This window comes from Streptomyces sp. NPDC047017, assembly GCF_040644175.1.
In the GTDB taxonomy this organism is placed as follows: Bacteria; Actinomycetota; Actinomycetes; order Streptomycetales; family Streptomycetaceae; genus Streptomyces.
In genome coordinates, this window is the sequence record NZ_JBEYVW010000006.1 from 99646 (window position 1) to 124269 (window position 24624).

General features: G+C 69.9%; 14 protein-coding genes. 3 read left to right on the plus strand and 11 right to left on the minus strand.

Annotated features, from left to right (window positions below; all coding sequences use genetic code 11):
* Positions 1–73 precede the first annotated feature (73 nt).
* A complete protein-coding gene (locus tag ABZ858_RS12340; protein ID WP_361375504.1) occupies positions 74–469 on the plus strand; it encodes an NTP pyrophosphohydrolase in 396 nt (131 codons plus the stop codon).
* Between the two features lie 156 nt (positions 470–625).
* Here the strand turns inward: ABZ858_RS12340 and ABZ858_RS12345 are convergent, their stop codons facing one another.
* From ABZ858_RS12345 to ngcE, 9 genes are all read right to left on the minus strand, one after another.
* On the minus strand, positions 626–2152 hold the full coding sequence (locus tag ABZ858_RS12345) for an amino acid permease (protein ID WP_361375506.1): 1527 nt from the start codon (positions 2150–2152) through the stop codon (positions 626–628).
* 163 nt (positions 2153–2315) lie between these two features.
* Positions 2316–4247 carry a 1-deoxy-D-xylulose-5-phosphate synthase gene (gene dxs, locus ABZ858_RS12350; RefSeq protein WP_361375508.1) on the minus strand — a complete coding sequence of 644 codons (1932 nt, stop codon included), beginning with the start codon at positions 4245–4247 and terminating at the stop codon, positions 2316–2318.
* 221 nt (positions 4248–4468) lie between these two features.
* Entirely contained in the window at positions 4469–5758 is a 1290-nt protein-coding gene (locus ABZ858_RS12355; protein WP_361375510.1) for a sugar ABC transporter permease, read from the minus strand.
* Positions 5755–6546, minus strand: a complete 792-nt coding sequence (locus ABZ858_RS12360; RefSeq protein ID WP_361375512.1) for an ATP-binding cassette domain-containing protein — start codon at positions 6544–6546, stop codon at positions 5755–5757. The genes ABZ858_RS12355 and ABZ858_RS12360 overlap by 4 nt, the downstream gene beginning before the upstream one ends.
* Before the next feature lie 182 nt (positions 6547–6728).
* A complete protein-coding gene (locus tag ABZ858_RS12365; protein WP_361376164.1) occupies positions 6729–7829 on the minus strand; it encodes a sugar ABC transporter substrate-binding protein in 1101 nt (366 codons plus the stop codon).
* 134 nt (positions 7830–7963) lie between these two features.
* Complete coding sequence (locus tag ABZ858_RS12370; protein WP_361375513.1) at positions 7964–9163, minus strand: ROK family transcriptional regulator; 1200 nt, start codon at positions 9161–9163, stop codon at positions 7964–7966.
* 226 nt (positions 9164–9389) lie between these two features.
* On the minus strand, positions 9390–10313 hold the full coding sequence (locus tag ABZ858_RS12375; RefSeq protein WP_361375515.1) for a carbohydrate ABC transporter permease: 924 nt from the start codon (positions 10311–10313) through the stop codon (positions 9390–9392).
* 2 nt (positions 10314–10315) lie between these two features.
* Positions 10316–11242 (minus strand): sugar ABC transporter permease, encoded by a 927-nt coding sequence (locus ABZ858_RS12380; protein WP_361375517.1) that lies wholly within the window; start codon positions 11240–11242, stop codon positions 10316–10318.
* Positions 11243–11333: 91 nt separating this feature from the next.
* Entirely contained in the window at positions 11334–12779 is a 1446-nt protein-coding gene (gene ngcE / locus ABZ858_RS12385; RefSeq protein WP_361375519.1) for an N-acetylglucosamine/diacetylchitobiose ABC transporter substrate-binding protein, read from the minus strand.
* Between the two features lie 522 nt (positions 12780–13301).
* Here ngcE and ABZ858_RS12390 point away from each other — a divergent pair.
* The gene (locus tag ABZ858_RS12390) at positions 13302–17045 is read left to right on the plus strand and encodes a GH92 family glycosyl hydrolase (protein WP_361375521.1); all 3744 of its coding nucleotides are present in this window, start codon (positions 13302–13304) and stop codon (positions 17043–17045) included.
* Positions 17046–17111: 66 nt separating this feature from the next.
* Here the strand turns inward: ABZ858_RS12390 and ABZ858_RS12395 are convergent, their stop codons facing one another.
* Complete coding sequence (locus ABZ858_RS12395; protein WP_361375523.1) at positions 17112–20396, minus strand: GH92 family glycosyl hydrolase; 3285 nt, start codon at positions 20394–20396, stop codon at positions 17112–17114.
* Positions 20397–20785: 389 nt separating this feature from the next.
* Complete coding sequence (acnA, locus tag ABZ858_RS12400; RefSeq protein ID WP_361375525.1) at positions 20786–23518, minus strand: aconitate hydratase AcnA; 2733 nt, start codon at positions 23516–23518, stop codon at positions 20786–20788.
* A gap of 396 nt (positions 23519–23914) precedes the next feature.
* On the opposite strand from acnA, the gene ABZ858_RS12405 reads away from it, so the two are divergent.
* Positions 23915–24451: a hypothetical protein gene (locus ABZ858_RS12405; RefSeq protein ID WP_361375528.1), complete on the plus strand. Its 537-nt coding sequence runs from the start codon at positions 23915–23917 to the stop codon at positions 24449–24451.
* The last annotated feature ends 173 nt before the right edge of the window (positions 24452–24624 follow it).

A 24624-nucleotide genomic window follows, 5' to 3' on the forward strand; every position in this document is an offset into this window, starting at 1 on the left:
CGCCGCAAGGGGGTGTGCCGCACGGTGGCTTCCGTGCGGCACACCCCCTTCCCGTGCGTGGCAGGCTGGGCGCATGACGGAGAACGGGAGCGCGGCGGCGTCCGTGCCGCTGCTGGTGGTGGACGGCGCCAACGTGGTCGGCTCGGTGCCCGACGGGTGGTGGCGCGACCGGCAGGGGGCCGCCGAACGGCTGCGGGACCGGCTGGCGGCGTACGCGGAGCCGGGGCTGCCCGGGCTGCCCGGGCCGGTGGAGGTCGTCCTGGTCGTCGAGGGCGCCGCCCGCGGGGTGGCGCCGGTGGCGGGCGTACGGGTCGAGGCGGCGCCCGGCAGCGGCGACGACCGTATCGTCGAACTGGTCGAGCAGGCCGCCGGACGCAGCGTGCTGGTGGTGACGGCGGACCGGGAGCTGCGGCGCCGGGTCACCCGGCGGGGCGCCGAAGTCACCGGGCCGCGCACGGTACGCGGCTGAGCCGACGGGAGCCTAGGGCCTGTCCGACCCTTCCCGTCTGCCGCGCGACGCCATGCACGCTCCCCCAAGCTCTTCGAGCAGGGGGGACCCCCAGAAGCACGCACCTGACCCCGCGCGGTCGCCCTCCGGGCGACGACGGGAACGGTCAGACAGGCCCTACGCCGCTCCCCCGGTGCCCGCGCCCGGTGTCCCGGTCGCCGTGCGGGTGCGTTCGCGCTCGGCGAGGCGGCTGTGGGTGCGGCCGTAGCAGAAGTAGACGACGAAGCCGATCGCCATCCAGACGGCGAACCGCAGCCAGGTCTCGGCGGGCAGGTTCAGCATCAGCCACAGCGAGGCCAGCACCGAGACGATCGGCACGACGGGCACCAGCGGGGTCCGGAAGGAGCGGTGCAGGTCGGGGCGGGTCCTGCGGAGGATGATCACGCTGATCGCGACCACGATGAAGGCGAACAGGGTGCCGATGTTCACCAGTTCGGCCAGTTCGCTCAGGCTGGTGAAGCCCGCGACGATCGCGATGATCACGCCGAGCAGGATGGTCGGCCGGTAGGGGGTGCGGAAGCGCGGGTGGGTGTGGGAGAAGAACCGGGGCAGCAGGCCGTCGCGGCTCATCGCGAAGAAGACCCGGGACTGGCCGAGCAGCAGGATCATGCACACCGTGGTCAGGCCGACGGCGGCGCCGAAGCTGATCAGGCCCGCGAACCACGGGTGGCCGGTGGACTTGAAGGCGTCGGCGAGCGGCGCGTCCACGGACAGCGCGCTGTACTTCTGCATGCCGGTCACCACGATGGACACGGCGACGTACAGCGTGGTGCAGATGACCAGGGAGCCGAGGATGCCGCGCGGCACGTCGCGCTGCGGGTCGCGGGTCTCCTCGGCGGCGGTGGCCACCACGTCGAAACCGATGAAGGCGAAGAAGACGACGGAGGCGGCGGTGAAGATGCCCATGACGCCGAAGTTCGAGGGCGCCCAGCCGATCATGAGCTGGATGAGCGGCGCCTTGAGGTTGCCGCCCGCCGCGACCGGCTGCTGCTTCGGGATGAACGGGTCGTAGTTGCCGGACTTGACGAAGAAGGCACCGGCGATGATGACGACCAGCACGACCGCCACCTTGACGGCGACGACGACCGTGGTGACCCGCGCGGACAGCTTCATGCCGACGACGAGGATGGCGGTGAGGACCAGGACGAGCGCGGCGGCGAGGATGTCGAAGCCGAACCCGGAGGCGCCGTCGCGGCCGCCGAGGTAGGCGGGCAGGTGCCAGCCCGCGTTGTCGAGCAGTGAGTGGATGTACCCGGACCAGCCGACGGCGACCACCGCCGTGCCGAGCGCGAGTTCCAGGACCAGGTCCCAGCCGATGATCCAGGCGGGGAACTCGCCGAGCGAGGAGTAGGAGAAGGTGTAGGCCGATCCGGCGACGGGGACCGTGGAGGCGAACTCGGCGTAGCACAGGGCGGCCAGCGCGCAGACCACGCCGGCGACGACGAACGCCAGGGACACGGCGGGTCCGGCGGTGTTCCTGGCGGCCGTGCCGGTGAGGACGAAGATGCCGGTGCCGATGATGACGCCGACGCCGAACACGGTCAGGTCCAGGGCGGACAGGGACTTGCGCAGCGCGTGCTCGGGTTCCTCCGTGTCCTGGATGGACTGCTCGATGTTCTTCGTCCGGAACAGCGAATTGCTCACGGCCTGCCTCCCACGCTTGTCGCCTCCGCCTGGCTCGACGTGATCAAGAGGGCTGGGGACGCGTATGCCCCGGCACTGGCAGGGTCACGCAGAAGGGCCGGTTCCGCCACCCGTGGAAGGTGACGGAACCGGCCCTTTTCCGCATCGGGACGGTGACGGCCGCTCAGTCGCGCGCGGGCTGCACCGCCGGGTCGACGGCGGCGGCCGTCCGGGCGAACCGGCCGTCCAGCTTGGAGACCAGACCGGTGACCTGGCGGGCGATGTCCGGCGCGGTCAGGCCGATCTCCGCCATCACCTCGGCGCGCGAGGCGTGGTCGAGGAAGCGCGGCGGAATGCCGAAGTCGCGCAGCGGTACGTCCACCCCGGCGTCCCGCAGGGCCTGGGCGACGGTGGAGCCGACCCCGCCGACCCGGGAGTTGTCCTCGACGGTGACGACCACGCGGTGCCGTTCGGCCAGCGGGGCCATGGCCTCGTCGACGGGCTTGACCCAGCGCGGGTCGACGACGGTGGTGGAGATGCCCTGCTTGTCCAGGAGGGTCGCGATCTCCAGGCACATCGGGGCGAGCGCGCCGACGGAGACGAGCAGCACGTCGGGGGTGTCGGTGCCGGGCTCGCGCAGCACGTCCATGCCGCCGACGCGGCCCACGGCCGGTACGGCGGGCCCGACGGCGCCCTTGGAGAAGCGGACCACGGTCGGCGCGTCGTCGACCGCGACGGCCTCGCGCAGCTGGGCGCGGACCTGGTCGGCGTCGCGCGGCGCGGCCAGCCGCAGCCCGGGCACGACCTGGAGGATGGACATGTCCCACATGCCGTTGTGGGAGGCGCCGTCGGTGCCGGTGACACCGGCCCGGTCCAGCACGAAGGTGACACCGCACTTGTGCAGGGCCACGTCCATCAGCACCTGGTCGAAGGCGCGGTTGAGGAAGGTGGCGTACACGGCGAAGACGGGGTGCACGCCGGCGTGGGCGAGGCCGGCGGCGGAGACCGCGCCGTGCTGCTCGGCGATGCCGACGTCGTACACCCGGTCGGGGAACGCCTTGGCGAACTTGTCCAGGCCGACCGGCTGGAGCATGGCGGCCGTGATGGCCACGATGTCCGCGCGCTCCTTGCCGAGCCGGACCATCTCCTCGCCGAAGACGGAGGTCCAGTCGGCGCCGGAGGCGGCGATCGGCAGGCCGGTGTCCGGGTGGATCTTGCCGACGGCGTGGAAGCGGTCGGCCTCGTCCTGCAGGGCGGGCTGGTAGCCGCGGCCCTTCTCGGTGAGGCAGTGCACGATGACCGGGCCGCCGAAGCGCTTGGCGCGGGTCAGCGCGGACTCCAGGGCCTCGATGTCGTGGCCGTCGATCGGGCCGACGTACTTCAGGCCCAGGTCCTCGAACATGCCCTGCGGGGTGATGAAGTCCTTGAGGCCCTTCTTCGCGCCGTGCAGCGTCTCGTACAGCGGCCTGCCGACGACCGGGGTGCGCTCCAGGACCTCCTTGGTGCGGGCGAGGAAGCGCTCGTAGCCGTCGGTGGTGCGCAGGGTGGCCAGGTGGTTGGCGAGGCCGCCGATGGTGGGCGCGTAGGAGCGCTCGTTGTCGTTGACGACGATGACCAGCGGGCGGTCCTTGGCGTCGGCGATGTTGTTGAGCGCCTCCCAGGCCATGCCGCCGGTCAGCGCGCCGTCGCCGATGACGGCGGCGACATGGGCGTCGCGCCGCAGGATCTCGTTGCCCTTGGCGATGCCGTCGGCCCAGCCGAGCACGGTGGAGGCGTGGCTGTTCTCGATGACGTCGTGCTCGGACTCCGCCTGCGAGGGGTAGCCGGACAGGCCGCCCTTCATCTTGAGCTTCGAGAAGTCCTGGCGGCCGGTGAGCAGTTTGTGCACGTAGGACTGGTGGCCGGTGTCCCACAGCACCTTGTCCTTGGGCGAGTGGAAGACCCGGTGCAGGGCGATGGTCAGCTCCACCACACCCAGGTTGGGGCCGAGGTGACCGCCGGTCTTGGAGACGGCGTCGACCAGGAAGGTCCGGATCTCCTCCGCCAGCCGGTCCAGCTCCTCCATGCTGAGCCGGTCCAGATCGCGCGGTCCCGTGATGCGGGTCAGCAGCGGCACCCGTGCCTCCTTGCAATAGAGCTGATCGAGCTTTCGGCGGGCTTGTCGAGTCTAATGTTCCGCCCGGGCGGCCGGGGCCCGGGCGGTGGGTCGTTGGTCACGCGAACGGCTGTACCCCGTGGCGGCGCGGTCATGGCGGCCCGGCCGGCGCGGCGCGGCCCGGACGCGGCTGTGCCCGGCACCGCCGACGGCGCCGGGCACAGGCTCTGGGTCGGCCGCCGTCAGGCGCGGCCGGCCGTCTTCTGGGTCTTGCGGGTGACCGCGTCGATGACGACGGTCGCCAGCAGGACACCACCGGTGATCATGTACTGGACCGGGGAGGCGACGCCCTGGAGGGCGAGGCCGTACTGGATCGAGACGATCACCAGCACACCGAGCAGCGCGTTCCAGGTGCGGCCACGTCCGCCGAAGAGGGAGGTGCCGCCGATCACGGCCGCCGCGATCGCGTTCATCAGCAGGTCGCCGCTGCCGGCGCTCTGGTTGGCGGCGGCGATCTTGGAGGCGATGAACAGGCCGCCGACGGCCGCGAACGTGCCCGAGATCGCGAAGACCGAGATCCGGACCATGTCCACGTTGATACCGGCGCGCCGGGACGCCTCGACGCTGCCGCCGAGCGCGAAGACCTTGCGGCCGTACGCGGTGCGGCGCAGCACGAAGTCGGTGACGAACAGCACCGCGACGAAGATCAGCACGGCCAGCGGCAGGCCCTTGTACTGGTTGAAGACGATCGCCGCGGCGAAGGAGACGACGGCCAGCAGCACCGTGCGCAGGATGGTCTCGCTCAGCGGCCGGGAGGGCACGCCGGCGGCCTCGCGGCGCTTGTTGGCGAAGAAGGCGCTGAGGAAGTACAGGACGGTCACCGCGAGGGCCAGCCCGTAGGCGGCGGCCACGTCGGAGAAGTAGTACGTGGTCAGCTTGGAGACCAGGCCGTCGTTGAGGTTGATCGTGCCGTTGTCGCCGAGGACCTTCAGCATGAGGCCGTTCCAGAACAGCAGGCCGGCCAGGGTGACGGCGAACGCCGGCACACCGATCTTCGCGAAGAAGAAGCCGTGGACGGCTCCGGCGACCGCGCCGGTGAGGATGGCCAGCACGAAGGCCAGCACCTCGTTCATGCCGTGGGTGACGTTCAGCACCGCGAAGGTGGCGCCCGCGACACCGGAGACCGAGCCGACCGACAGGTCGATCTCGCCGAGCAGCAGGACGAAGACGATGCCGACCGCGATCATGCCCGTGCCGACCATGGCGACGGAGATGTCGGAGAGGTTGCCCGCGGTGAGGAAGTTGGAGTTCAGGCTCTGGAAGATGATCCAGATGATCACCAGGCCGATGACGACCGGCAGCGAGCCGAGGTCGCCGGCCTTCATCTTGCGCTTGAACTCGGTGAGGTAGCCCGCGAAGCCCTGCTCGCGCACCAGCAGCCGGGGGTCGACGACACCGGCCGCGCCGGCCGCCGCCTCGGTGTTCGCCACGGCGCCGTCCTCGGGGGGTGTGGAGGTCTTGTCGATGCTCACTTCTTGATCTCCCCGTTGCTGCGCGCCGCACGGCGGGTCACGGCGTTGTCCGTGGCACCGGTGATGGCGGAGATGATCTCTTCCTGGGAGGTCGACTTGACCTCGAAGACGCCGTTGTTGCGGCCGAGCCGCAGGACGGCCACCTTGTCGGCGACGGCCTTGACGTCGGCCATGTTGTGGCTGATGAGGATCACGGCGTGGCCGCGCTCGCGCAGCCGCTCCACCAGGTCGAGCACCTGTGCGGTCTGCTCGACGCCGAGGGCGGCGGTGGGCTCGTCGAGGATGACCAGCTTGGGCTCGCCGAGCATGGAGCGGGCGATGGCCACGACCTGGCGCTGGCCGCCGGAGAGCGAGGCGATCGGGATGCGGACACTGGGGATGCGGATCGAGAGCTGGTCCAGCAGCTCGCGCGAGCGGCGCTCCATCTCCACCTCGTCCAGGACGCCGACCCGGCGCAGCTCCCGGCCCAGGTAGAGGTTGCCGACGACATCGATGTTGTCGCACAGCGCGAGGTCCTGGTAGACCGTCGCGATGCCCAGGCTCTGGGCGTCGTGCGGCTTGTTGACCTGGACGGCCCTGCCTTCCCACTCGATGACGCCCTCATCGATGGGGTGCACGCCGGCGATCGTCTTGACCAGCGTGGACTTTCCGGCGCCGTTGTCGCCCACCAGGGCGACCACCTCACCGGCGTGGACCTCAAGCGTGACATCGGTGAGCGCCTGAACGGCACCGAACCGCTTGGAGACCCCGCGCAACGCCAGCACGGGCGTAGCGGACACGTGAACCATCTCCTTCGCCGCCTGACCCGGCGGGAGGTTGTGCAGAAGTTTGGGGGGTTGTTCCGTCCGGCGTCCCGCACGAGCTTGCGGGGCTGTCGAGAGCGGGACGCCGGCGGAGCCTGGGGACGTGACTACGTCCGGGCCCAGGGGACGCGGGTACGCGCTCCCCGGGGGATGGGCACGCGTGCGGCCTACTTCAGGCCGATCTTGTCGCAGGCGGCCTTGTACTGCGCGGCGCAGATGTCGGCGACCGTGTAGATGTTCTCCTTGATGACCGTGTCCTTGATGTTGTCCTTGGTCAGGGAGACGACCGGGACCAGCTGCGTCGGAACGCCCTTGGTGGTCGGGCTGTCGGTCTTGGTCTTGGCCACCGAGTCGAGCGGCTTGCCCTGGGCGAGGTCCACGGCCATCTCCGCGGCGACGTTCGCCTCCTGCGGGTAGGACTTGTAGACGCTCATGTACTGCTCGCCGCTGACGATGCGCTGCACGCCCGGGAGTTCGGCGTCCTGGCCGGTGACCGGGACGGTGATGCCGGCCGCCTTGAGGGCGGTGATGATGCCGCCGGCCATGCTGTCGTTGGCGGAGTAGACGCCGACGATGTTCTGCTTGCCGAGGGCGGAGATGGCGCCCTCCATGTTGGCGTTGGCGTTCTCCGCCTTCCACTCCTTGGTGTCGTACTCCTTGCCGATGTTCACCTTGCCGTCGAGCACGGAGTGCGCGCCCTGCTTGAACTGCGCGGCGTTCGGGTCGGTGGAGGAGCCGTTCATCATGACGATCTTGCCGGACTTGGCCTTGTCGCCCAGCGCCTGCAGCAGCGCCTGGCCCTGGGTCTTGCCCACGGTGACGTTGTCGAAGGACGTGTAGGCGTCGATCGGGCCCTGCGCGAGGCGGTCGTAGGCGACGACCGGGATGCCCGCGTCCTTGGCCTTCTGCACCGAGTTCTTGATGGCCGCGGCGTCCACCGGGTCGACGATGAGGACGTCCACCTTGTTGGTGATCATCGTCTCGACCTGCTGGTTCTGCTGGGTCGCGTCCTGCTTGGCGTTGGCGTAGACGATCTTGCCCTTGTTGTGCGTCAGCTCCGCGACCTTCTTCTCGATCAGCGGGCGGTCGAACTTCTCGTACCGGGCGGTCTGGTTCTCCGGGAGGAGGAGGCCGACCTTGATGTCGTCGCCCTTCTTCTCGCCCCCGGGAGACTTGGAGGAGCCGCCACCGGACTCCTTGGCGCTGCCGCAGGCGGCGAGCGAGACGGCCATGGCACCAGCGGCAACGGCGAAGGCCGCGCGACGCATACGCGTGTTCACTTCTTCAAACCTCCCTGACGAGGCCGCGACGTTGCGGCCGAGGTGGCTGGAAGTCAACTCGGCCACACGTGCGACGTCAAGAAGTAAATCCTTAACGAGATGGCAACGGTGCCATCCGTTCTCTAAGTGAAGGCAGGGGCGGGGGCGTGCAGTGTACCGTCCAAAAGGGTGGAATCGCCCATCTCGCTGAGCGCCAGGGCGAGTGCGCCCAGCACCTCGGCCCGGCCGCCAAGTGCCCCGGGCAGCACCGAGAGTTGACGGGCGGCGCTGGGGATGGCGTAGCGGCTCACGGACTCCCTGATGGGCCCGAGGACCAGCTCGCCGGCCTCGGCGAGGTCGCCGCCGAGGACCACCCGGCTCGGGTTGAGCAGATTGCACAGATTGGCGACGCCGCTGCCGATGTGGCGGCCGACGTCGGCGATCACCCGGCGGCAGCCCGGGTCGCCGTCCCGGGCCAGCCGGACGACGCCCTCCATGGTCAGGTCGCTGCCGTGGCTGGGCTGGAGCAGCGGCAGCACATAGCGGGCGGCGGTGAAGGTCTCCAGGCAGCCCCGGTTGCCGCAGCGGCACACCGGGCCCGACTCGTCGAGGGTGATGTGCCCGATCTCCCCGGCCGTGCCGCCGGGGCCGCGGTAGATCGTCCCGTTGATCACCAGGCCGGCGCCGACCCCGCTGGCGATCTTGATGTAGGCCAGGTCGCGCACCCCGCGCCCGCTGCCCCAGACCAGCTCGCCCAGGGCGCCCAGGTTGGCGTCGTTGTCCACGTGCACGGGCACGCCGAGCCGGGCGCGCAGTTCCTCGGCGGGCTTGATGCCGCTCCAGCCCGGCAGGATGGCCGTGGAGCCCAGGGTGCCGGACTCCACGTCGATGGGTCCGGGCACGCCGAGGCCCACGCCGGCGATCTTGGAACGGTCGACGCCCGTTGCTGCGATCAGGCGATTGACCAGCTCCTCGGCCCGGTCGAAGCCCTGGCTCCAGGAGGCGTCCACGTCCAGCGGCTCGGACTCCTCGGCCAGCACCTGGTGGGCCAGGTTCCCGATCGCGACCCGCAAATGGGTGTGCCCGAAGTCGACGCCGATGACGACACCCGCGTCCCCGCTCAGGGACACGCTGCGGGCCCGGCGGCCGCCCGCCGAGGTGGGGATGACCTGGACCGTTCCCCCGTCCTTCAGCTCCCGCACGATGTTGGAGACCGTCGCGGCGGACAGACCGGTGGTCCGCGCGATCTCCGCCTGCGTGAGGGAACCGGCAAGGCGCACGGCGCGTACGACCCGCTCCAGGTTGGCTCGGTGCAGCGACGACTGCGACCCTGGAGTCTCCACGACGACCTCCTGAGCGCGGGGCCGCTCCGGTGAGGCCCCGTCCATGTCCAACAAGTGAACTCTAAGATGAGCCGTTCGGGTTGCCTCCCGTCAAGAGGTTGAACCATTTCCGGCCCCTTGGATGACCGGGGGCCGCCGTGGTACAGGTCTGCACGGGCATGCCGATGCCGCCCCCCGGGAGACCGGGGAGCGGCACGCGGAGCAGCAGGGGCGCGCGGCCCGGGGGCTACTTCAGGGCGCCCGCCGTCAGGCCCTGCACCACTTGGCGCTGGAAGATGATGTACGCCGCCAGGACCGGCAGCATCGCCATCACCAGGCCGGCGAAGAGCCCGGACCAGTCACCCTTGTAGCCCTGGCTGACGGCCAGCTCCACCAGTCCCTGGGTGAGCACGTGCTTGTCCGGGTCGGTGTTGAGCACCGTCGGCAGCATGTACTGGTTCCACTGGCCCAGGAAGTTGAAGATCCCCACGCTGATCAGGCCGGGCTTGGCCATCGGCAGCATGATCTGGAAGAAGGTCCGGGTGTGCGAGGCGCCGTCCACGAAGGCGGCTTCCGCGACCGAGGCCGGCAGGGTGCGGAAGAACGCCGTCAGGAAGAACACCGTGAACGGCAGCGAATAGGCGATGTAGACCAGGATCAGGCCATGGATGGTGTTCAGCAGCCCCATGTTGTTCACGACATAGAACAACGGGACCAGCGCCAGCATGACCGGGAAACTCATGCCGCCGACGAACAGGTAGTAGATGAACCGGTTGCCCGGGAAGTCGAAGCGGGCCAGCACATAGGCCGCCATCGAGCCGAGCACCAGGGTGCCGATGAGCGAGCCGCCGACCACCAGGACGGTGTTCAGGAAGTACTCGCTCATATGGGCGTCGTTCCAGGCCCGCCCCCAGTTGTCGAAGTGCAGCTTGTCGGGCAGCGCCCAGGGCGAGGCGAAAATGGAACTGTCGGTCTTGAAGGAGGTCATCACCGCCCACACCAGCGGCATGACGACCATGATCGCCCAGATGATCAGGACGCCGTGCGAGAAGACGTTGAGGACACCGCCCTCTTTCTTCTTGCGGGGCTCCTGGCCGGCCGGGGCGGCCGCCTTGGTGACGGTGACGCCGGGCTCGGCCGGAACGGGGGCGGGGGTCTCGGTCGTTTCCATGATCAGAACTCCAGCCGCTCGCGCCGGCCCAGCTTCATCACGAGGCCCGCGAAGAGCAGCGTGACGACCAGCAGGGCGACGCCGATCGTGGTGGCGTAGGCGGCCTGGCCGTCACGGAACGCCTTCTGGTACACGTACAGGACCATGACGGTGGTCGAGTAGTCGGGGCCGCCCGGGCCGGTCGTCATGATCTGCACGACCGCGAACGACTCCGCGCCGAGCGCGAGGATGCCCATGTAGACCCAGCCGGACTGCACGGTGTCCCACAGCAGCGGCAGGGTGATCCGGAAGAAGGTGGTGGCCCGGCCGGCGCCGTCCAGCAGCGCGGCCTCGTACAGGTCCGCCGGGATGGAGGCCATGCCCGCGGAGAAGAGGACCACGAAGAAGCCGACCTGCGACCAGACCAGCACGGCCATCACGCACCACAGGGCGAGGTTCGGGTCGCCCAGCCACAGCGGCTGCACCCCGTCCAGCCCGATCCCGCGCAGCAGGGAGTTGAGCGCGCCGCTGTCCGGGTTGTACGCGAAGGCGAACAGCAGGGCGACGATCGCGATCGACAGCACCTGCGGGAAGAAGTAGACGATCTTGTAGAAGGCGGAGCCGCGGACACCCGAGACGACCGGACCGCCCTTCCTGTGCCGCCCGCCCACATTGATCATGAAGGCGAAGAACAGCGCGAGGCCGAGCGTCACCACCGGCAGCAGCAGGGCGAACAGCAGACTGTGCTGCAACGACTTCCAGAAGATGTCGTCGTGGAACATCCTCGTGTAGTTGTCGAACCCGACCATCTTGAAGTCGGGACTCAGGCCGGTCCAGTCCGTGAACGAGTAGTAGATCGACTGGACGAACGGCCAGATGACGAAGAGCGCGTACAGCCCGAGGGGTACGGCCAGGAACCCCACGATGAACCGGTACTTGCCGTGCTGCATTGCTACCGACCCCGATCTCTGGGCGGGCGGTGCCGCCGGGGCTCGCGCGGCGGCCGGCCCGGTCCGCCGCGCGAGTCCCGGTGACGGACCCTCACTGGTGCTTGTAGTGCTTGATCGACGTGTCCTTGGCGGCCTCGTCGGCGAAGCCCTGGATCTTGCTGATGGCCTCCGCCGGGGTGAGGCGGCCGGCCATCATCTCGCCGAGACCGGCCACACCGATCTTCTCCTTCTGCAGCTGCACGTACCAGTCCTGCATGCGCGGGTTCACCACGTTGGAGCCGGCCTTCTCCAGCGCCGCCACGCCGGACTTCAGACCGGGGGTCAGCTCGACGCCGGTGGTGCCGCCGTTGTACGCGGTCAGCGACTTCACCTTGCCGGTGAAGTTCTTGGAGGACGCCTCGCTGAGCATGATGCGCAGCTGCTCCATGCCGCCCTCGGGGTTGGCTGCCTTGGCCGGGACGATGAAGGGCTCGCCGCCGGAGGCCCAGATGGTGCCGAAGGGCATCTTGTCGGAGCTGTCCAGGCCGCTGGGCGCGGAGACCGCGAGGTTGAAGTCCTTCGGGATCACCGACGCCGACTCGTTCTCCACCCAGGAGCCGTTCGGGATGAACAGCGCCTCGCCCTTGGCCCAGGCGGTCTGCGACTGGATGTGGTCGAGGCCCGGGGTGCCCTTGAGGATGTAGCCCTTCTTGTACAGCTCGTAGTACGCCTCGAAACAGGCCTTGACGGCCGGGTGCTTCCAGGCGTTCGGCTCCAGGTTGTCGATGGCGTCCAGGACCTCGCGGCCGCCGACCTTGCCGATCATCGGGTACAGGGAGAACGGGAGGTAGTAGGGGTACTTGCCGGCGTAGGTCCAGCCGGCCATGCCCTTCTTCTTGGCCTTCTCGCAGACCTTGAGCATGTCGTCCCAGGTCTGCGGGTACGTCGCGTCCAGCGAGTCGAGGGCCTTCTGCGAGTACCAGACGCCGTAGACGGTGTAGGCGTAGTAGAGGATCCAGACCGGCTTGCCGTCGAACTGGCCCATCTCCACGATGCCCGGGCGCAGCGTGTCGCGGACCTTCTTTTTCGGGTCGTCGTAAGAAGGCGCGTCGAGCAGCGGGGTGAGGTCGGTGAGCTGGTTCTTGCCGACCAGGCCGCCCATGTCCATCTGCTCGGCGCCGGAGTTGTCGATGAGGTCCGGCGGGGTGCCCCCGTTGAAGCGGGGCCCGAGGGTGGACTGGATCTTCTGGGTGGCGCTGAACTTCACCGTCGCCTTGGGGAAGGCCTGCTGGTAGATCTTGGTGGCGTCCTCGGCGTACTCCTTGCCGAAACCGCCGTCGAACAGGACGAATTCCATCTTCGCGGTGTCATTGACACCGAGCGGGTTCTTCGCCGTCTTCTTGCCCGCCTTGGCCTTGTCCTGGCCGCTGTCACCGCCGCTGGCGCACGCGGACAGGAAGCTCATCGCGGGTACGGAGATCAGCCCGAGGGCCGCCGACCGCTTGATCAGGTCACGGCGGCCGACGCCCCCGTGGTTCTCGGCGGAAGTGGATCCCATGCGCAAGTCCTCGCCTTCTCCAGGACTCAGGCGGTGAACCGGATCCTCCCCGGCACCGCGGTAGGCCAAGCTGGGTCGTGCAGAAATCACTTCGTGCGTCATCTACCGGGATCGCTGGGAAAACAAGGAAGCCGACGCGTTTCGCACGTCGAACCACCTTTCCGGCTCCCCCCGGGCCCGCCGCCGGCCGGTCGAACGGCTGCGCGGACGCCGACAGGTATAGTCCACTTACCGCCGACGGAGCAAGATCGGACGCAAGGTTCCCTGTCGGTCTTATCCGAGTTGAGACCTCGCGGAAATATGAGCCCCCTGTGGGCACCTTGACGGATATATCCGGGACTTCACGCCCGAATGCCGTGCCCAACACCCTTGACATCACTGGTCACTTGACTCCCTACTGGTGCTTGCGCCGAATTTGACAACGTTGTCCGGCGCTCGGAGAACCAGGGAGGGTGCTCTCGTATGCAACGCAGAGTACGGCACAGATGGGGTCCGGCGGCCGTTCTCACGGCCGCCTTCGTCATGGCCGTCGCATCCCAGGGCGCGGCCACCGCCCTGCCCGGCAGGGCACCGGCGGCCGGCCGGGAGTTCACCTCGTCGTTCGAGGCCGGTGATCCGGCGCCGGACTGGGTGAGCACCGTGGACACCGCGCCGGACGGCACCAAGCGCGCCTCGGGCGTGGACGGCGGCTACAGCAGCGGAATTCCCGGGAACGTGGACGACCACGTCACCGGCCTGCGGGCCAGCAGTGAGAACACGGCCGGGGGCGAGGTCAAGGAGAATCTGGTCGACGGCGAGCCGGGCACCAAGTGGCTCACCTTCGAACCCACCGGCTGGGTGGAATTCGATTTCGACAAAGCCGTGAAAATCTCCCGATACGCCCTCACCTCCGCAAATGACTCCGCCGAACGGGACCCGAAGGACTGGACCCTGAAGGGCTCGGCCGACGGCAAGGACTGGAAGACCGTCGACACCCGCTCCGGCGAGTCCTTCACCGAGCGCTACCAGACGAAGACGTACGACCTCGCCGAGGCGGCCGAGTACCGGCACTTCCGTCTGGAGATCACGAGGAACAACGGCGCCTCGGGCATACTCCAGCTGGCCGACGTGCAGTTCTCCACCGGCGGCGACGGCGGGACGGTACCGCCCGACATGCTCTCCGCCGTCGACCGCGGCCCGAGCGGCTCGCCGACCGCCAAGTCCGGCGCCGGCTACACGGGCGAGCGGGCGCTGCGCTACGCCGGCCGGCACACCGCGAAGGGGCGGGCGTACTCGTACAACAAGGTCTTCGACGTCGACGTCAAGGTCTCCCGCGACACCCAGCTCTCCTACCGGCTCTACCCGGCGATGGCGGACGGCGACCGCGACTACGACGCCACGAACGTCGCCGTCGACCTGGCCTTCACCGACGGCACGTACCTGAGCCGGCTGGGCGCCACCGACCAGCACGGGTTCGGGCTGAGCCCGCAGGCGCAGGGCGCCGCCAAGACGCTCTACGTCAACCAGTGGAACAACGTCGTCTCGCGCATCGGCTCGGTCGCGGCCGGCAAGACGGTCGACCGGATCCTGCTCGCCTACGACTCCCCCGCGGGACCGGCCAAGTTCCGCGGCTGGCTGGACGACGTGTCCCTGAAGCGAGCCGCGCCCGAGAAGCCCAAGGCGCACCTGTCCGACTACGCGCTGACCACCCGCGGCACCAACTCCAGCGGCAGCTTCTCGCGCGGCAACGACTTCCCGGCCACCGCCCTGCCGCACGGCTTCAACTTCTGGACGCCGGTGACCAACGCGTCCTCGCTGAGCTGGCTGTACGAATACGCACGTGCGAACAACGCGGACAACCTGCCGACGATCCAGGCGTTCAGCGCCAGCCACGAACCGAGCCCCTGGATGGGTGACCGGCAGACGTTCCAGGTGATGCCGTCCGCCGCGGCCGGTACCCCGGCCACCGACCCCACCGCCCGCGCCCTCGCCTTCCGGCACGACAACGAGACCGCGCGCCCCTACTACTACGGCGTGACGTTCGAGAACGGCCTCAAGGCCGAGATGACGCCGACCGACCACGCCGCCGCCCTGCGCTTCACCTACCCCGGCGACGACGCGAGCGTCCTGTTCGACAACGTCACCGGGCAGGCCGGCCTGACCCTGGACAAGGAGCACGGCGTCGTCACCGGCTACTCGGACGTCAAGTCCGGGCTGTCCACCGGCGCCACCCGGCTGTTCGTCTACGGCGTGTTCGACAAGCCCGTCGAGGACGGCTCGGCCTCCGGCGTCAAGGGCTACCTGCGCTTCGACGCGGGCAGGGACCACACGGTCACCCTGCGCCTGGCCACCTCCCTGATCGGTGTCGACCAGGCCAAGGACAACCTGCGCCAGGAGATCCCGGACGGCACCTCCTTCGGCACCGTCAAGGCGCGCGCCCAGCGCACCTGGGACAAGCTGCTCGGCAAGGTCGAGGTCCAGGGCGCCACGCCCGACCAGCTGACCACGCTGTACTCCAGCATGTACCGGCTGTACCTGTACCCGAACTCGGGCTCGGAGAAGGCCGGCGGGAAGGACCGGTACGCCTCCCCGTTCTCGCCGATGGTCTCGCAGGACACGCCGACGCGGACCGGCGCGAAGATCGTCGACGGCAAGGTGTACGTCAACAACGGCTTCTGGGACACCTACCGGACCACCTGGCCGGCGTACTCCCTGCTGACGCCCTCGCAGGCCGGTGAGATGGTCGACGGGTTCGTGCAGCAGTACAAGGACGGCGGCTGGACCTCCCGCTGGTCCTCCCCCGGCTACGCCGACCTGATGACCGGCACCTCCTCGGACGTGGCGTTCGCCGACGCGTACGTCAAGGGCGTCCCCATGGACGCGAAGGCCGCGTACGAGGCGGCGGTGAAGAACGCCACCGTGGTGCCGCCGTCCTCCGGCGTGGGCCGCAAGGGCATGGCCACCTCCCCCTTCCTCGGCTACACCAGCACCGACACCGGCGAGGGCCTGTCGTGGGCGATGGAGGGCTACGTCAACGACTACGGCATCGCCCGGATGGGCCAGGCGCTGTACAGGAAGACCGGCCAGAAGCACTACCGGGAGGAGGCGCAGTACTTCCTCAACCGGGCCCAGGACTATGTGAAGCTCTTCGACCCGAAGGCGGGCTTCTTCCAGGGCAAGGACGCCAAGGGCGCCTGGCGCGTGGACTCCGCGAAGTACGACCCGCGCGTGTGGGGCTACGACTACACCGAGACCGACGGCTGGGGCTACGCCTTCACCGCCCCGCAGGACAGCCGGGGCCTGGCGAACCTGTACGGCGGGCAGCGGGGCCTCGCGGACAAGCTGGACACCTACTTCGCCACCCCGGAGACGGCCTCCCCCGAGTTCGCCGGCTCCTACGGCGGGATCATCCATGAGATGACCGAGGCACGGGACGTGCGGATGGGCCAGTACGGCCACTCCAACCAGGTCGCCCACCACGTGGCGTACATGTACGACGCGGCCGGCGAGCCCTGGAAGGCGCAGGCCGCGGTCCGCGAGGTGCTGTCCCGGCTCTACACCGGCAGCGAGATCGGCCAGGGCTACCACGGCGACGAGGACAACGGCGAGCAGTCGGCCTGGTACCTCTTCTCCTCGCTCGGCTTCTACCCGCTGGTCATGGGCAGCGGCGACTACGCCATCGGCTCCCCGCTGTTCACCAAGGCGACCGTCCACCTGGAGAACGGCCGCGATCTGGTCGTCAAGGCCCCGAAGAACAGCGCGAAGAACGTCTATGTGCAGGGCGTGCGGTTCGACGGCCGGGCCTGGAACTCCACCGACCTGCCGCACTCGCTGCTCTCCAGGGGCGGGGTGCTGGAGTTCGACATGGGTGCGCGGCCCTCGAAGTGGGGCAGCGGCAAGAACGCGGCGCCCGTGTCGATCACGACCGGCGACAAGGCGCCCACCCCCCGGGCGGACGTGCTGAAGGGCGCCGGCCCGCTCTTCGACGACACCTCCGCCACCGAGGCCACCGTCACGTCGGTGGACCTGCCGGTCACCGGGTCCGCCCGGCCGGTGCAGTACACCCTGACCTCGCCGGCCGATCACACCGAGGCGCCGAAGGGCTGGACACTCCAGGCCTCGGACGACGGCATCCACTGGCGGACGGTGGACCGGCGCTCGGGCGAGTCCTTCGCCTGGGACAGGCAGACCCGCCCGTTCACGATCGCCTCGCCGGGCACGCACCAGAAGTACCGGCTGGTGTTCGACGGGCCGGCGACGCTGGCGGAGGTGGAGCTGCTGGCCTGACGCGCGGCGCGGAGTGACGAAGGGGCGGGCCCTGACGGGCCCGCCCCTTCCTGCCGTTCGGGCCGGTCAGCTCACGGCGAGGGTGAACACATGCAGCTCACCGTCGTCCGGCAGCCGCACCGACGCGATCCGCTTGCCCGCCGGGGCCTGGAAGGGCCTGGTGGCGAAGACGTACGTGGCCACCGGGTCCTTGCCGGCGCCGGCCACGTTGCGGTACGCCGTCCTGGCGACGACCTCGTTGCCGTACTGGACGCTGCCGCCGCCCCCGCCCACCGTCCAGTCGGTGAAGGCCAGCTCTGCGCTGCCGGTGGTGCCGTCGGTGTAGGTGACGGTGGCCGCCGCGCGCTGGTCGCCGTCGACCGCGCTGCCGACGAAGGACAGCCGCTCGGCCGGGGTGCTCAGGGCGATGGTCTGCCCCTTGGCCGAGGCGTTGTCCGGGCGGCCGTCCGGCGAGGCGGGCCAGGTGAAGCCGAGGCCGTCCACCGTGCCGTGGCCGCCCGGGGTGAGGCCGGCCGCGGCGAGGGCCTGGCGGGAGTAGCTCCAGCCGCCGCCGTCGTAGTCGGCCTCGGCGTGGTCGCCCTCGTCGTCGGAGACTCCGGTGGTGTCGTAGGCGGCCAGCAGCGAGCCGGGTGCCGCCACCGTCAGGGACACCGGCTGCACATAGGCCGAGTCGCCCGAGGTGACGGTGACCTTCGCGTCGTAGAAGCCCGGCGCGGTGTCCGCGCCCGCGGTGAGGGTGATCTCCTGGGTGCCGCCGGTCACGGTGCCCTCGGCGGGGCTCGCCGTGATCCCGGCCGGGGTCCGGACGCGGAAGCGGACCCCGGGCCCCTGCCCGCCGCTCAGCGACAGCGCCCGGACCACGGTCCTGGTGCTGCCGCCGGGCGCGAGCGTCGCCGTGGTCGGACCGACGCCGATCTGGTACGGCTGCTCGCCCTGCCGGAAGGAGGGCGGCGCGGCCGAGGGGGCGCTGCCCCAGGCGCGGTCCGGCGTCGCGGACAGGGTGTAGTCCAGGCGTCCGCCGTCCCGGACGAAGGAGGCGGGCAGCCACGGCCGGTCGCCGGTACGGCCGTTCACCTTGAGCGACCGGACGTACGGCGCTCCGGCCGCCGCTCCCCGCGCGTGTACGGAGATGTCGCCGCCGGTGGGCCGGTGGATCTCGGCGCGCTCGAACAGCGGTGAGGCGAGGACGAGTTCGGCCCGGGAGGGGACCTGCGGGTACATGCCGAGCGCGGAGAAGACGTACCAGGCGGACATGGCGCCGAGGTCGTCGTTGCCGGGGATGCCGCCGGGCCCGGCCGACCACAGCTGCCGCATGGCGGCGCGGACGGTCTCCTGGGTCTTGTAGGGCGCGCCCGCGTAGTCGTACAGGTAGGGGACGTTGATCGAGGGCTCGTTGTCCATGGCGGCCTTTTCGCCGCCGGCGCCGGTGAACGCCCAGCCGCCGCCGGCGGTGTGGAAGAAGGCGTCGAGGCGGCCGAGGGCCTTGTCCCGGCCGCCCATCGCGGCGAACAGGCCCGCCGGGTCGTGCTGGACCATCCAGGTGTACTGGGCGGCCGTGCCCTCGACGAAGCCGCTGCCGGTGGCCGGGGTGAAGCCGGTGGCCCAGCTGCCGTCGGCCTTGCGGTCGGCGATGTAGCCGGCGTCCGGGGTGGCGGCCACGTCGAAGTTGTTCTGCCACCACTGGGCGCGGCGGGCGAAGGCGGCCGCGGTGGACTTCTGCCCGGCCGCGGTGGCGAGCTGAGCGAGGGAGAAGTCGGCCGTCGACATCTCCAGGGTCTCGGCGGCGCCGCCCCAGGCGTTGGAGACGGACGGCATGTAGTGCAGCTTCAGGTACTTGTCCAGGGAGGGCCGCTGCCCGGCGGACAGCACCGGCTTGCCGGCCGGTGACAGGTCCTGCGCGGTGGGCACGGTGGCCGCCTTCACCAGGGAGGCGAGCGCGCCCTTCAGGTCGAAGCCGGTGCCGCCGAAGGCGCGGATGCCGGCCAGCGCGGTGGGCGAGGGGTCGCCGTTCATGACGTGGGTGCCGCTCGCGCCGTGCAGCCAGCGGTCCCAGACGCCGCCGTTCTGCCGGGCCAGCTCGTACAGCGACTGGGCGATGTCGGAGCCGGTGCGCGCGTCGAGCAGGGTGAGCAGCTGCACCTGGTCGCGGTAGACATCCCAGCCGGAGAAGGTGCCGTACTGCGCCCGGTGGCCGCGGCCGACGGTGTGCGTCCTGCCGTCGGGGCCGCGGTAGCGGCGGTCGGCGTCGCTGATGACGTTGGGGTGCAGCAGGGCGTGGTAGAGCGCGGTGTAGAAGGTGGTGAGGTCGGCGTCGGTGCCGCCGCCGACCCGGATCGCGGACAGCTTGTCCCGCCAGGCGCGGCGGGCCGCGTCGGCGACCGAGGCGAAGGAGCGCCGGGGCGGGTTCTCGGCGGCGAGGTTGGCCGCGGCGCCGGCCTGGTCGACGTAGGAGATGCCGACCTTGACGCCGACCGGGCCGGTGCCGGGCGCGAACTCGACGTAGCCGCCGGCGCCCTTGCCCGCCACCGGCCAGCCGTTCTTGGCGAAGCCGCCGGTGCCGCCGGCCGCGGTGGTCGAGCCGGGGTTCAGCTTGTCGTCCTGCCAGGTGCCGGTGGCCTTGAAGGCGCGGTCGAAGCGGGCGGTGAAGTAGAGGGTGTAGTAGGAGCGCTGCCCCTCGGGGTCGAGGTAGCCGCAGAAGTTCCCGGAGGTGACGGAGCCGGAGACGGTCCGCCGGGCCGGGTCGATGGTGAGGGCCGAACCGGCCGAGCCGACCTCGGAGTTGGCGGTGCGGATCAGCAGCGAGGCGGGCTTGCCCGCGGGGTAGGTGAAGCGGGCCGAGCCGGTGCGGGCGGTGGCCGTGAGGTCGGCGGTGACACCGGAGGCGAGGCCGACCTTGTAGTGGCCGGGTCCGGCACTCTCGTCGGCGTGCCGGAAGTCGGAGGCGTAGACGGCGTCCTTGGTGTCGCTCGCCGGGGAGCTGGTGACCTCGCCGGCGTACGGGAAGAGCGGGATGTCACCGCCGCCGCCGGCGCAGCCGGTGCCGGACATGTGGGTCAGGCTGAAACCGCGGACGCGGGTGGCGTCGTACTGGTAGCCGCCGGGCGCGGCCGTGCGCGTGGCGTCGCCGCGGGTGTTCTCCGGGCTGAAGGAGAACATGCCGAAGGGCGTGACGGCGCCGGGGAAGGTGTCGCCGCCGTTCTTGGTGCCGATCAGCGGATCGACGTACGGGGTCGGGCCCTTCACCAGGGCGGGCGAGGGTCTCGCGGGTGCGGCGGGCGCCGCGAGGGCGGGGGTGGCGCCGGCGGCCGCGAGTACCGCGGCCAGCAGCAGGGACAGGGGACGGAAACGCATACGCGGCCCTTCCTCCTCCGGACGGGTCGCGCACCACTGATCGCACAAGCCGCCAGGACAGTAGCGTGCGCCGGGGGTACGGCGGAAGAGCGCGCACAACTCCTTGACATCGTTGTCGGCAACGGCGGTACAGTCATGTACAGACCATTCAGACAACGTTGTCGCATCCTGGTCGTCACAAGCCGGCACCATCCGGGCAGGCGCATGTCCCTTCGCCCGCCCGTCCCCGTCCCGTCCCCCGTCACCGTCCCGCGGACAGCCGCGAGCACCGTCCCGCCGGACAGCCGCGAGGCCGCACCCCCGTCACCGGGGATGCGGCCCGACCGCCCTGTGCGGCTGATCCGTTGCTCGCGCCGCTCGCGCTGTCTGCGCTGCTCGCGTTACTTGCGTTACTTGCGGATCAGGCTGCGCAGCACGTACTGCATGATGCCGCCGTTGCGGTAGTAGTCCGCCTCACCGGGGGTGTCGATGCGGACGACCGCGTCGAACTCGACACCGGTGTCGGTGGTGACCTTCACCGTGCGCGGGGTGGTGCCGTTGTTCAGCTCCTCGACGCCGGTGAAGGAGAAGGTCTCCTCGCCGGTCAGGCCGAGGGAGGCCGCGGACTGGCCCTCGGGGTACTGCAGCGGCAGCACACCCATGCCGATCAGGTTCGAGCGGTGGATGCGCTCGTACGACTCGGCGATGACGGCCTTGACGCCGAGCAGCGCGGTGCCCTTCGCGGCCCAGTCGCGGGACGAGCCGGAGCCGTACTCCTTGCCCGCGAGGACGACGAGCGGGATGTCCTGCTCGATGTAGTTGCGCGAGGCGTCGTAGATGAAGGCGACCGGGGCACCTCCCTCACCTTCGGCGGCCCGGGTGAAGTCGCGGGTGTAGCCGCCCTCGGTGCCCGGCGCGATCTGGTTGCGCAGGCGGATGTTGGCGAACGTGCCGCGGATCATCACCTCGTGGTTGCCGCGGCGCGAGCCGTAGGAGTTGAAGTCGCGGCGCTCGACGCCGTGCTCCGTGAGGTACTGGCCCGCGGGCGTGTCGGCCTTGATGGCACCGGCCGGGGAGATGTGGTCGGTGGTGACCGAGTCGCCCAGCTTGGCGAGCACCCGGGCGCCGGTGATGTCCTCGACCGGCTCCGGCTCCTGGCCCATGCCCTCGAAGTAGGGGGGCTTGCGGACGTACGTCGACTCCGCGTCCCACTCGAAGGTGTTGCCGGTCGGGATCGGCAGCGACTGCCACTGGGCGTCGCCGGCGAACACGTCGGAGTAGGACTTGGAGAACATGTCCTCGCCGATGGCGTTGGCGACGACGTCGTTGACCTCGGACTCGGAGGGCCAGATGTCCTCCAGGTGGACCGGCTTGCCGTCCTGGTCCACGCCGAGGGCGTCCTTGGTGATGTCCACCTTCATGGAGCCGGCGATGGCGTAGGCGACCACCAGCGGCGGGGACGCCAGGTAGTTCATCTTGACGTCGGGGTTGATCCGGCCCTCGAAGTTGCGGTTGCCGGACAGCACCGAGGTGACGGCGAGGTCGTGGTCGTTGACGGCCTGGGAGACCTCGTCCGGCAGCGGGCCGGAGTTGCCGATGCAGGTGGTGCAGCCGTAGCCGACGAGGTTGAAGCCCATCTTGTCCAGGTACGGGGTCAGGCCGGCCTTGTCGTAGTAGTCCATGACGACCTTGGAGCCCGGCGCCAGGGTGGTCTTCACCCACGGCTTGCGGGTCAGGCCCTTCTCCACCGCCTTCTTGGCCACCAGCGCGGCGGCGACCATGACGTACGGGTTGGAGGTGTTGGTGCAGGAGGTGATGGCCGCGACGGTGACCGCGCCGTGGTCCAGCTCGTAGGTGCTGCCGTCGGGGGCGGTGACCTGGACCGGGTTGGACGGGGCGCCGTTGGGGGCGACGGCCGGGGCGTCGGAGGCCGGGAAGGACTCCTTGCCCGCCTCGTCCACCACGTCGACGTAGTTGAGGACGTCCGACTTGAACTGCTGGGCGGCGTTCGCCAGGACGATGCGGTCCTGCGGGCGCTTGGGGCCGGCGATGGACGGCACGACCGTGGACAGGTCCAGTTCGAGCTTCTCGGAGTAGTCCGGCTCGGCGTTCGGGTCCAGCCACAGGCCCTGCTGCTTGGCGTACGCCTCGACGAGCGCGAGCTGCTGCTCGGGGCGGCCGGTCAGGCGCATGTAGTTGATGGTCTCCGCGTCGATCGGGAAGATCGCGGCGGTGGAGCCGAACTCCGGCGACATGTTGCCGATGGTGGCGCGGTTGGCGAGGCTGGTGGCGGCCACGCCCTCGCCGTAGAACTCGACGAACTTGCCGACCACACCGTGCTTGCGCAGCATCTCGGTGATGGTGAGCACCAGGTCGGTGGCGGTGGTGCCGGGCTTCAGCTCACCGGTGAGCTTGAAGCCGACCACGCGCGGGATCAGCATGGAGACCGGCTGGCCGAGCATGGCGGCCTCGGCCTCGATGCCGCCGACGCCCCAGCCGAGCACACCGAGGCCGTTGACCATGGTGGTGTGCGAGTCGGTGCCGACCAGGGTGTCCGGGTACGCCTTGCCCTCGCGGACCATGACGACGCGGGCCAGGTGCTCGATGTTGACCTGGTGGACGATGCCGGTGCCGGGCGGGACGACCTTGAACTCGTCGAAGGCGGTCTGGCCCCAGCGCAGGAACTGGTAGCGCTCCTTGTTGCGGCCGTACTCCAGCTCGACGTTCTGCTTGAAGGCGTCGTTGGTGCCGAACTTGTCGGCGATGACGGAGTGGTCGATGACCAGCTCGGCCGGGGCCAGCGGGTTGATCTTCGCCGGGTCGCCGCCCAGCTCCTTGACGGCCTCGCGCATGGTGGCGAGGTCGACGACGCAGGGCACGCCGGTGAAGTCCTGCATGATCACGCGGGCCGGCGTGAACTGGATCTCCTGCGACGGCTGTGCCTGGGAGTCCCAGCCGCCGAGGGCGCGGATGTGGTCGGCGGTGATGTTCGCGCCGTCCTCGGTGCGGAGCAGGTTCTCCAGCAGGACCTTCAGGCTGTAAGGCAGTCGGGCCGAGCCCTCGACCTTGTCAAGCCGGAAGATCTCGTACGACTCGTCGCCCACCTGCAGCGTGCTGCGGGCGTCGAAGCTGTTCGCCGACACGACAGTCTCCTTCATTGATGTGCGCGTACCACCACGATCCTGCCGCCACGGCATCCCGGCCAATCCGCTAAGGTAGGGCTAAGTTAGGTAACCCTTACCAGGGTGGCGGCTGTGGTGCTCCTCGGCAGATATCTCGATGTCGAGATAACTCTAGTACATGGGGGGCGGTAGGTCATGTGCGGCCCCGGTGTCCGCTGCCAATGAATCCAGTCCGTTTGTCACCGAATCCAGTCGTTGCGGCGAGGGCGAGCGGCCCTTCCGGGCACATCCTCTCTGAGGATGACGGAGCTTCCGATGCCTGGCTGATCATGCTGAGCAGGTCTCCTACCGGCGGCTCATACGAGTCCGCCGTACAGGCTGACGCAACACATCGGAGGGTGCCTGAGGATGCGTCGTATGAGCTTCCACTCGACTCCCGCCACATCCGCAGCGGCACCACCCCATTGGGCGGACTGGGCCGCGCACCTGGCAACGCTGGTGGTCCTGCCCAGCGGGCTGTGGCGCATCGCCGTGGTGCTCGGATACCCCGCCGGTTACACAGAGACGGGCTTCAGGTCCTTCGAGACATGCGGAGCCAAGGTGTGGATGCTGACGCTCAGTGTGCTCTGTGAGGTGGTCGCCTTCCTGACGATCGGCCTCGTGCGGCCATGGGGCGACGTCGTGCCGCGCTGGATACCGCTGATCGGAGGGCGAAGAGTTCGTCCCATGGCCGTCGTCGTCCCGGCTGCCCTCGGCGCAGCGGCTCTGACCCTGATCTGGTCCACCATCCCCTGGTGGTGGACCTATCCGCACGAGAACATGACACCCACCGGAAACCTTGTCGTCGGCATCCTCTACCAGCCGTTGGTCCTCTGGGGCCCGCTGACCGCAGCCGTCACGATGTCCTACTACCGCCGTCATCGCGTCGCACGGCGCCGGGCATCGGCCGGCTGAGGGGCCCGACGGCTGGCGGGAGACCGGATTCAGCGGCAGACGGACTGGCTTCATTGGCAAGGGACACCCGGCGGGGCGGGGGGTGACGAGGGCGCGGGGGCGGGGGCGGGTGGGCGCCGGGGCGGGGTCCGGCGCGTCTGGGCGCGGCCTTCGGTGGGTCTGGGTGCGGCCTT

Coding starts and splice junctions, on each gene's coding strand:
- ABZ858_RS12340 (WP_361375504.1), top strand. CDS start 74: ATGACGGAGAACGGGAGCGCGGCGGCGTCCGTGCCGCTGCTGGTGGTG.
- ABZ858_RS12360 (WP_361375512.1), bottom strand. CDS start 6,546: ATGGTTCACGTGTCCGCTACGCCCGTGCTGGCGTTGCGCGGGGTCTCC.
- ABZ858_RS12365 (WP_361376164.1), bottom strand. CDS start 7,829: ATGCGTCGCGCGGCCTTCGCCGTTGCCGCTGGTGCCATGGCCGTCTCG.
- ABZ858_RS12375 (WP_361375515.1), bottom strand. CDS start 10,313: ATGGAAACGACCGAGACCCCCGCCCCCGTTCCGGCCGAGCCCGGCGTC.
- ABZ858_RS12380 (WP_361375517.1), bottom strand. CDS start 11,242: ATGCAGCACGGCAAGTACCGGTTCATCGTGGGGTTCCTGGCCGTACCC.
- ngcE (WP_361375519.1), bottom strand. CDS start 12,779: ATGGGATCCACTTCCGCCGAGAACCACGGGGGCGTCGGCCGCCGTGAC.
- ABZ858_RS12390 (WP_361375521.1), top strand. CDS start 13,302: ATGGCCGTCGCATCCCAGGGCGCGGCCACCGCCCTGCCCGGCAGGGCA.
- ABZ858_RS12395 (WP_361375523.1), bottom strand. CDS start 20,396: ATGCGTTTCCGTCCCCTGTCCCTGCTGCTGGCCGCGGTACTCGCGGCC.
- ABZ858_RS12405 (WP_361375528.1), top strand. CDS start 23,915: ATGAGCTTCCACTCGACTCCCGCCACATCCGCAGCGGCACCACCCCAT.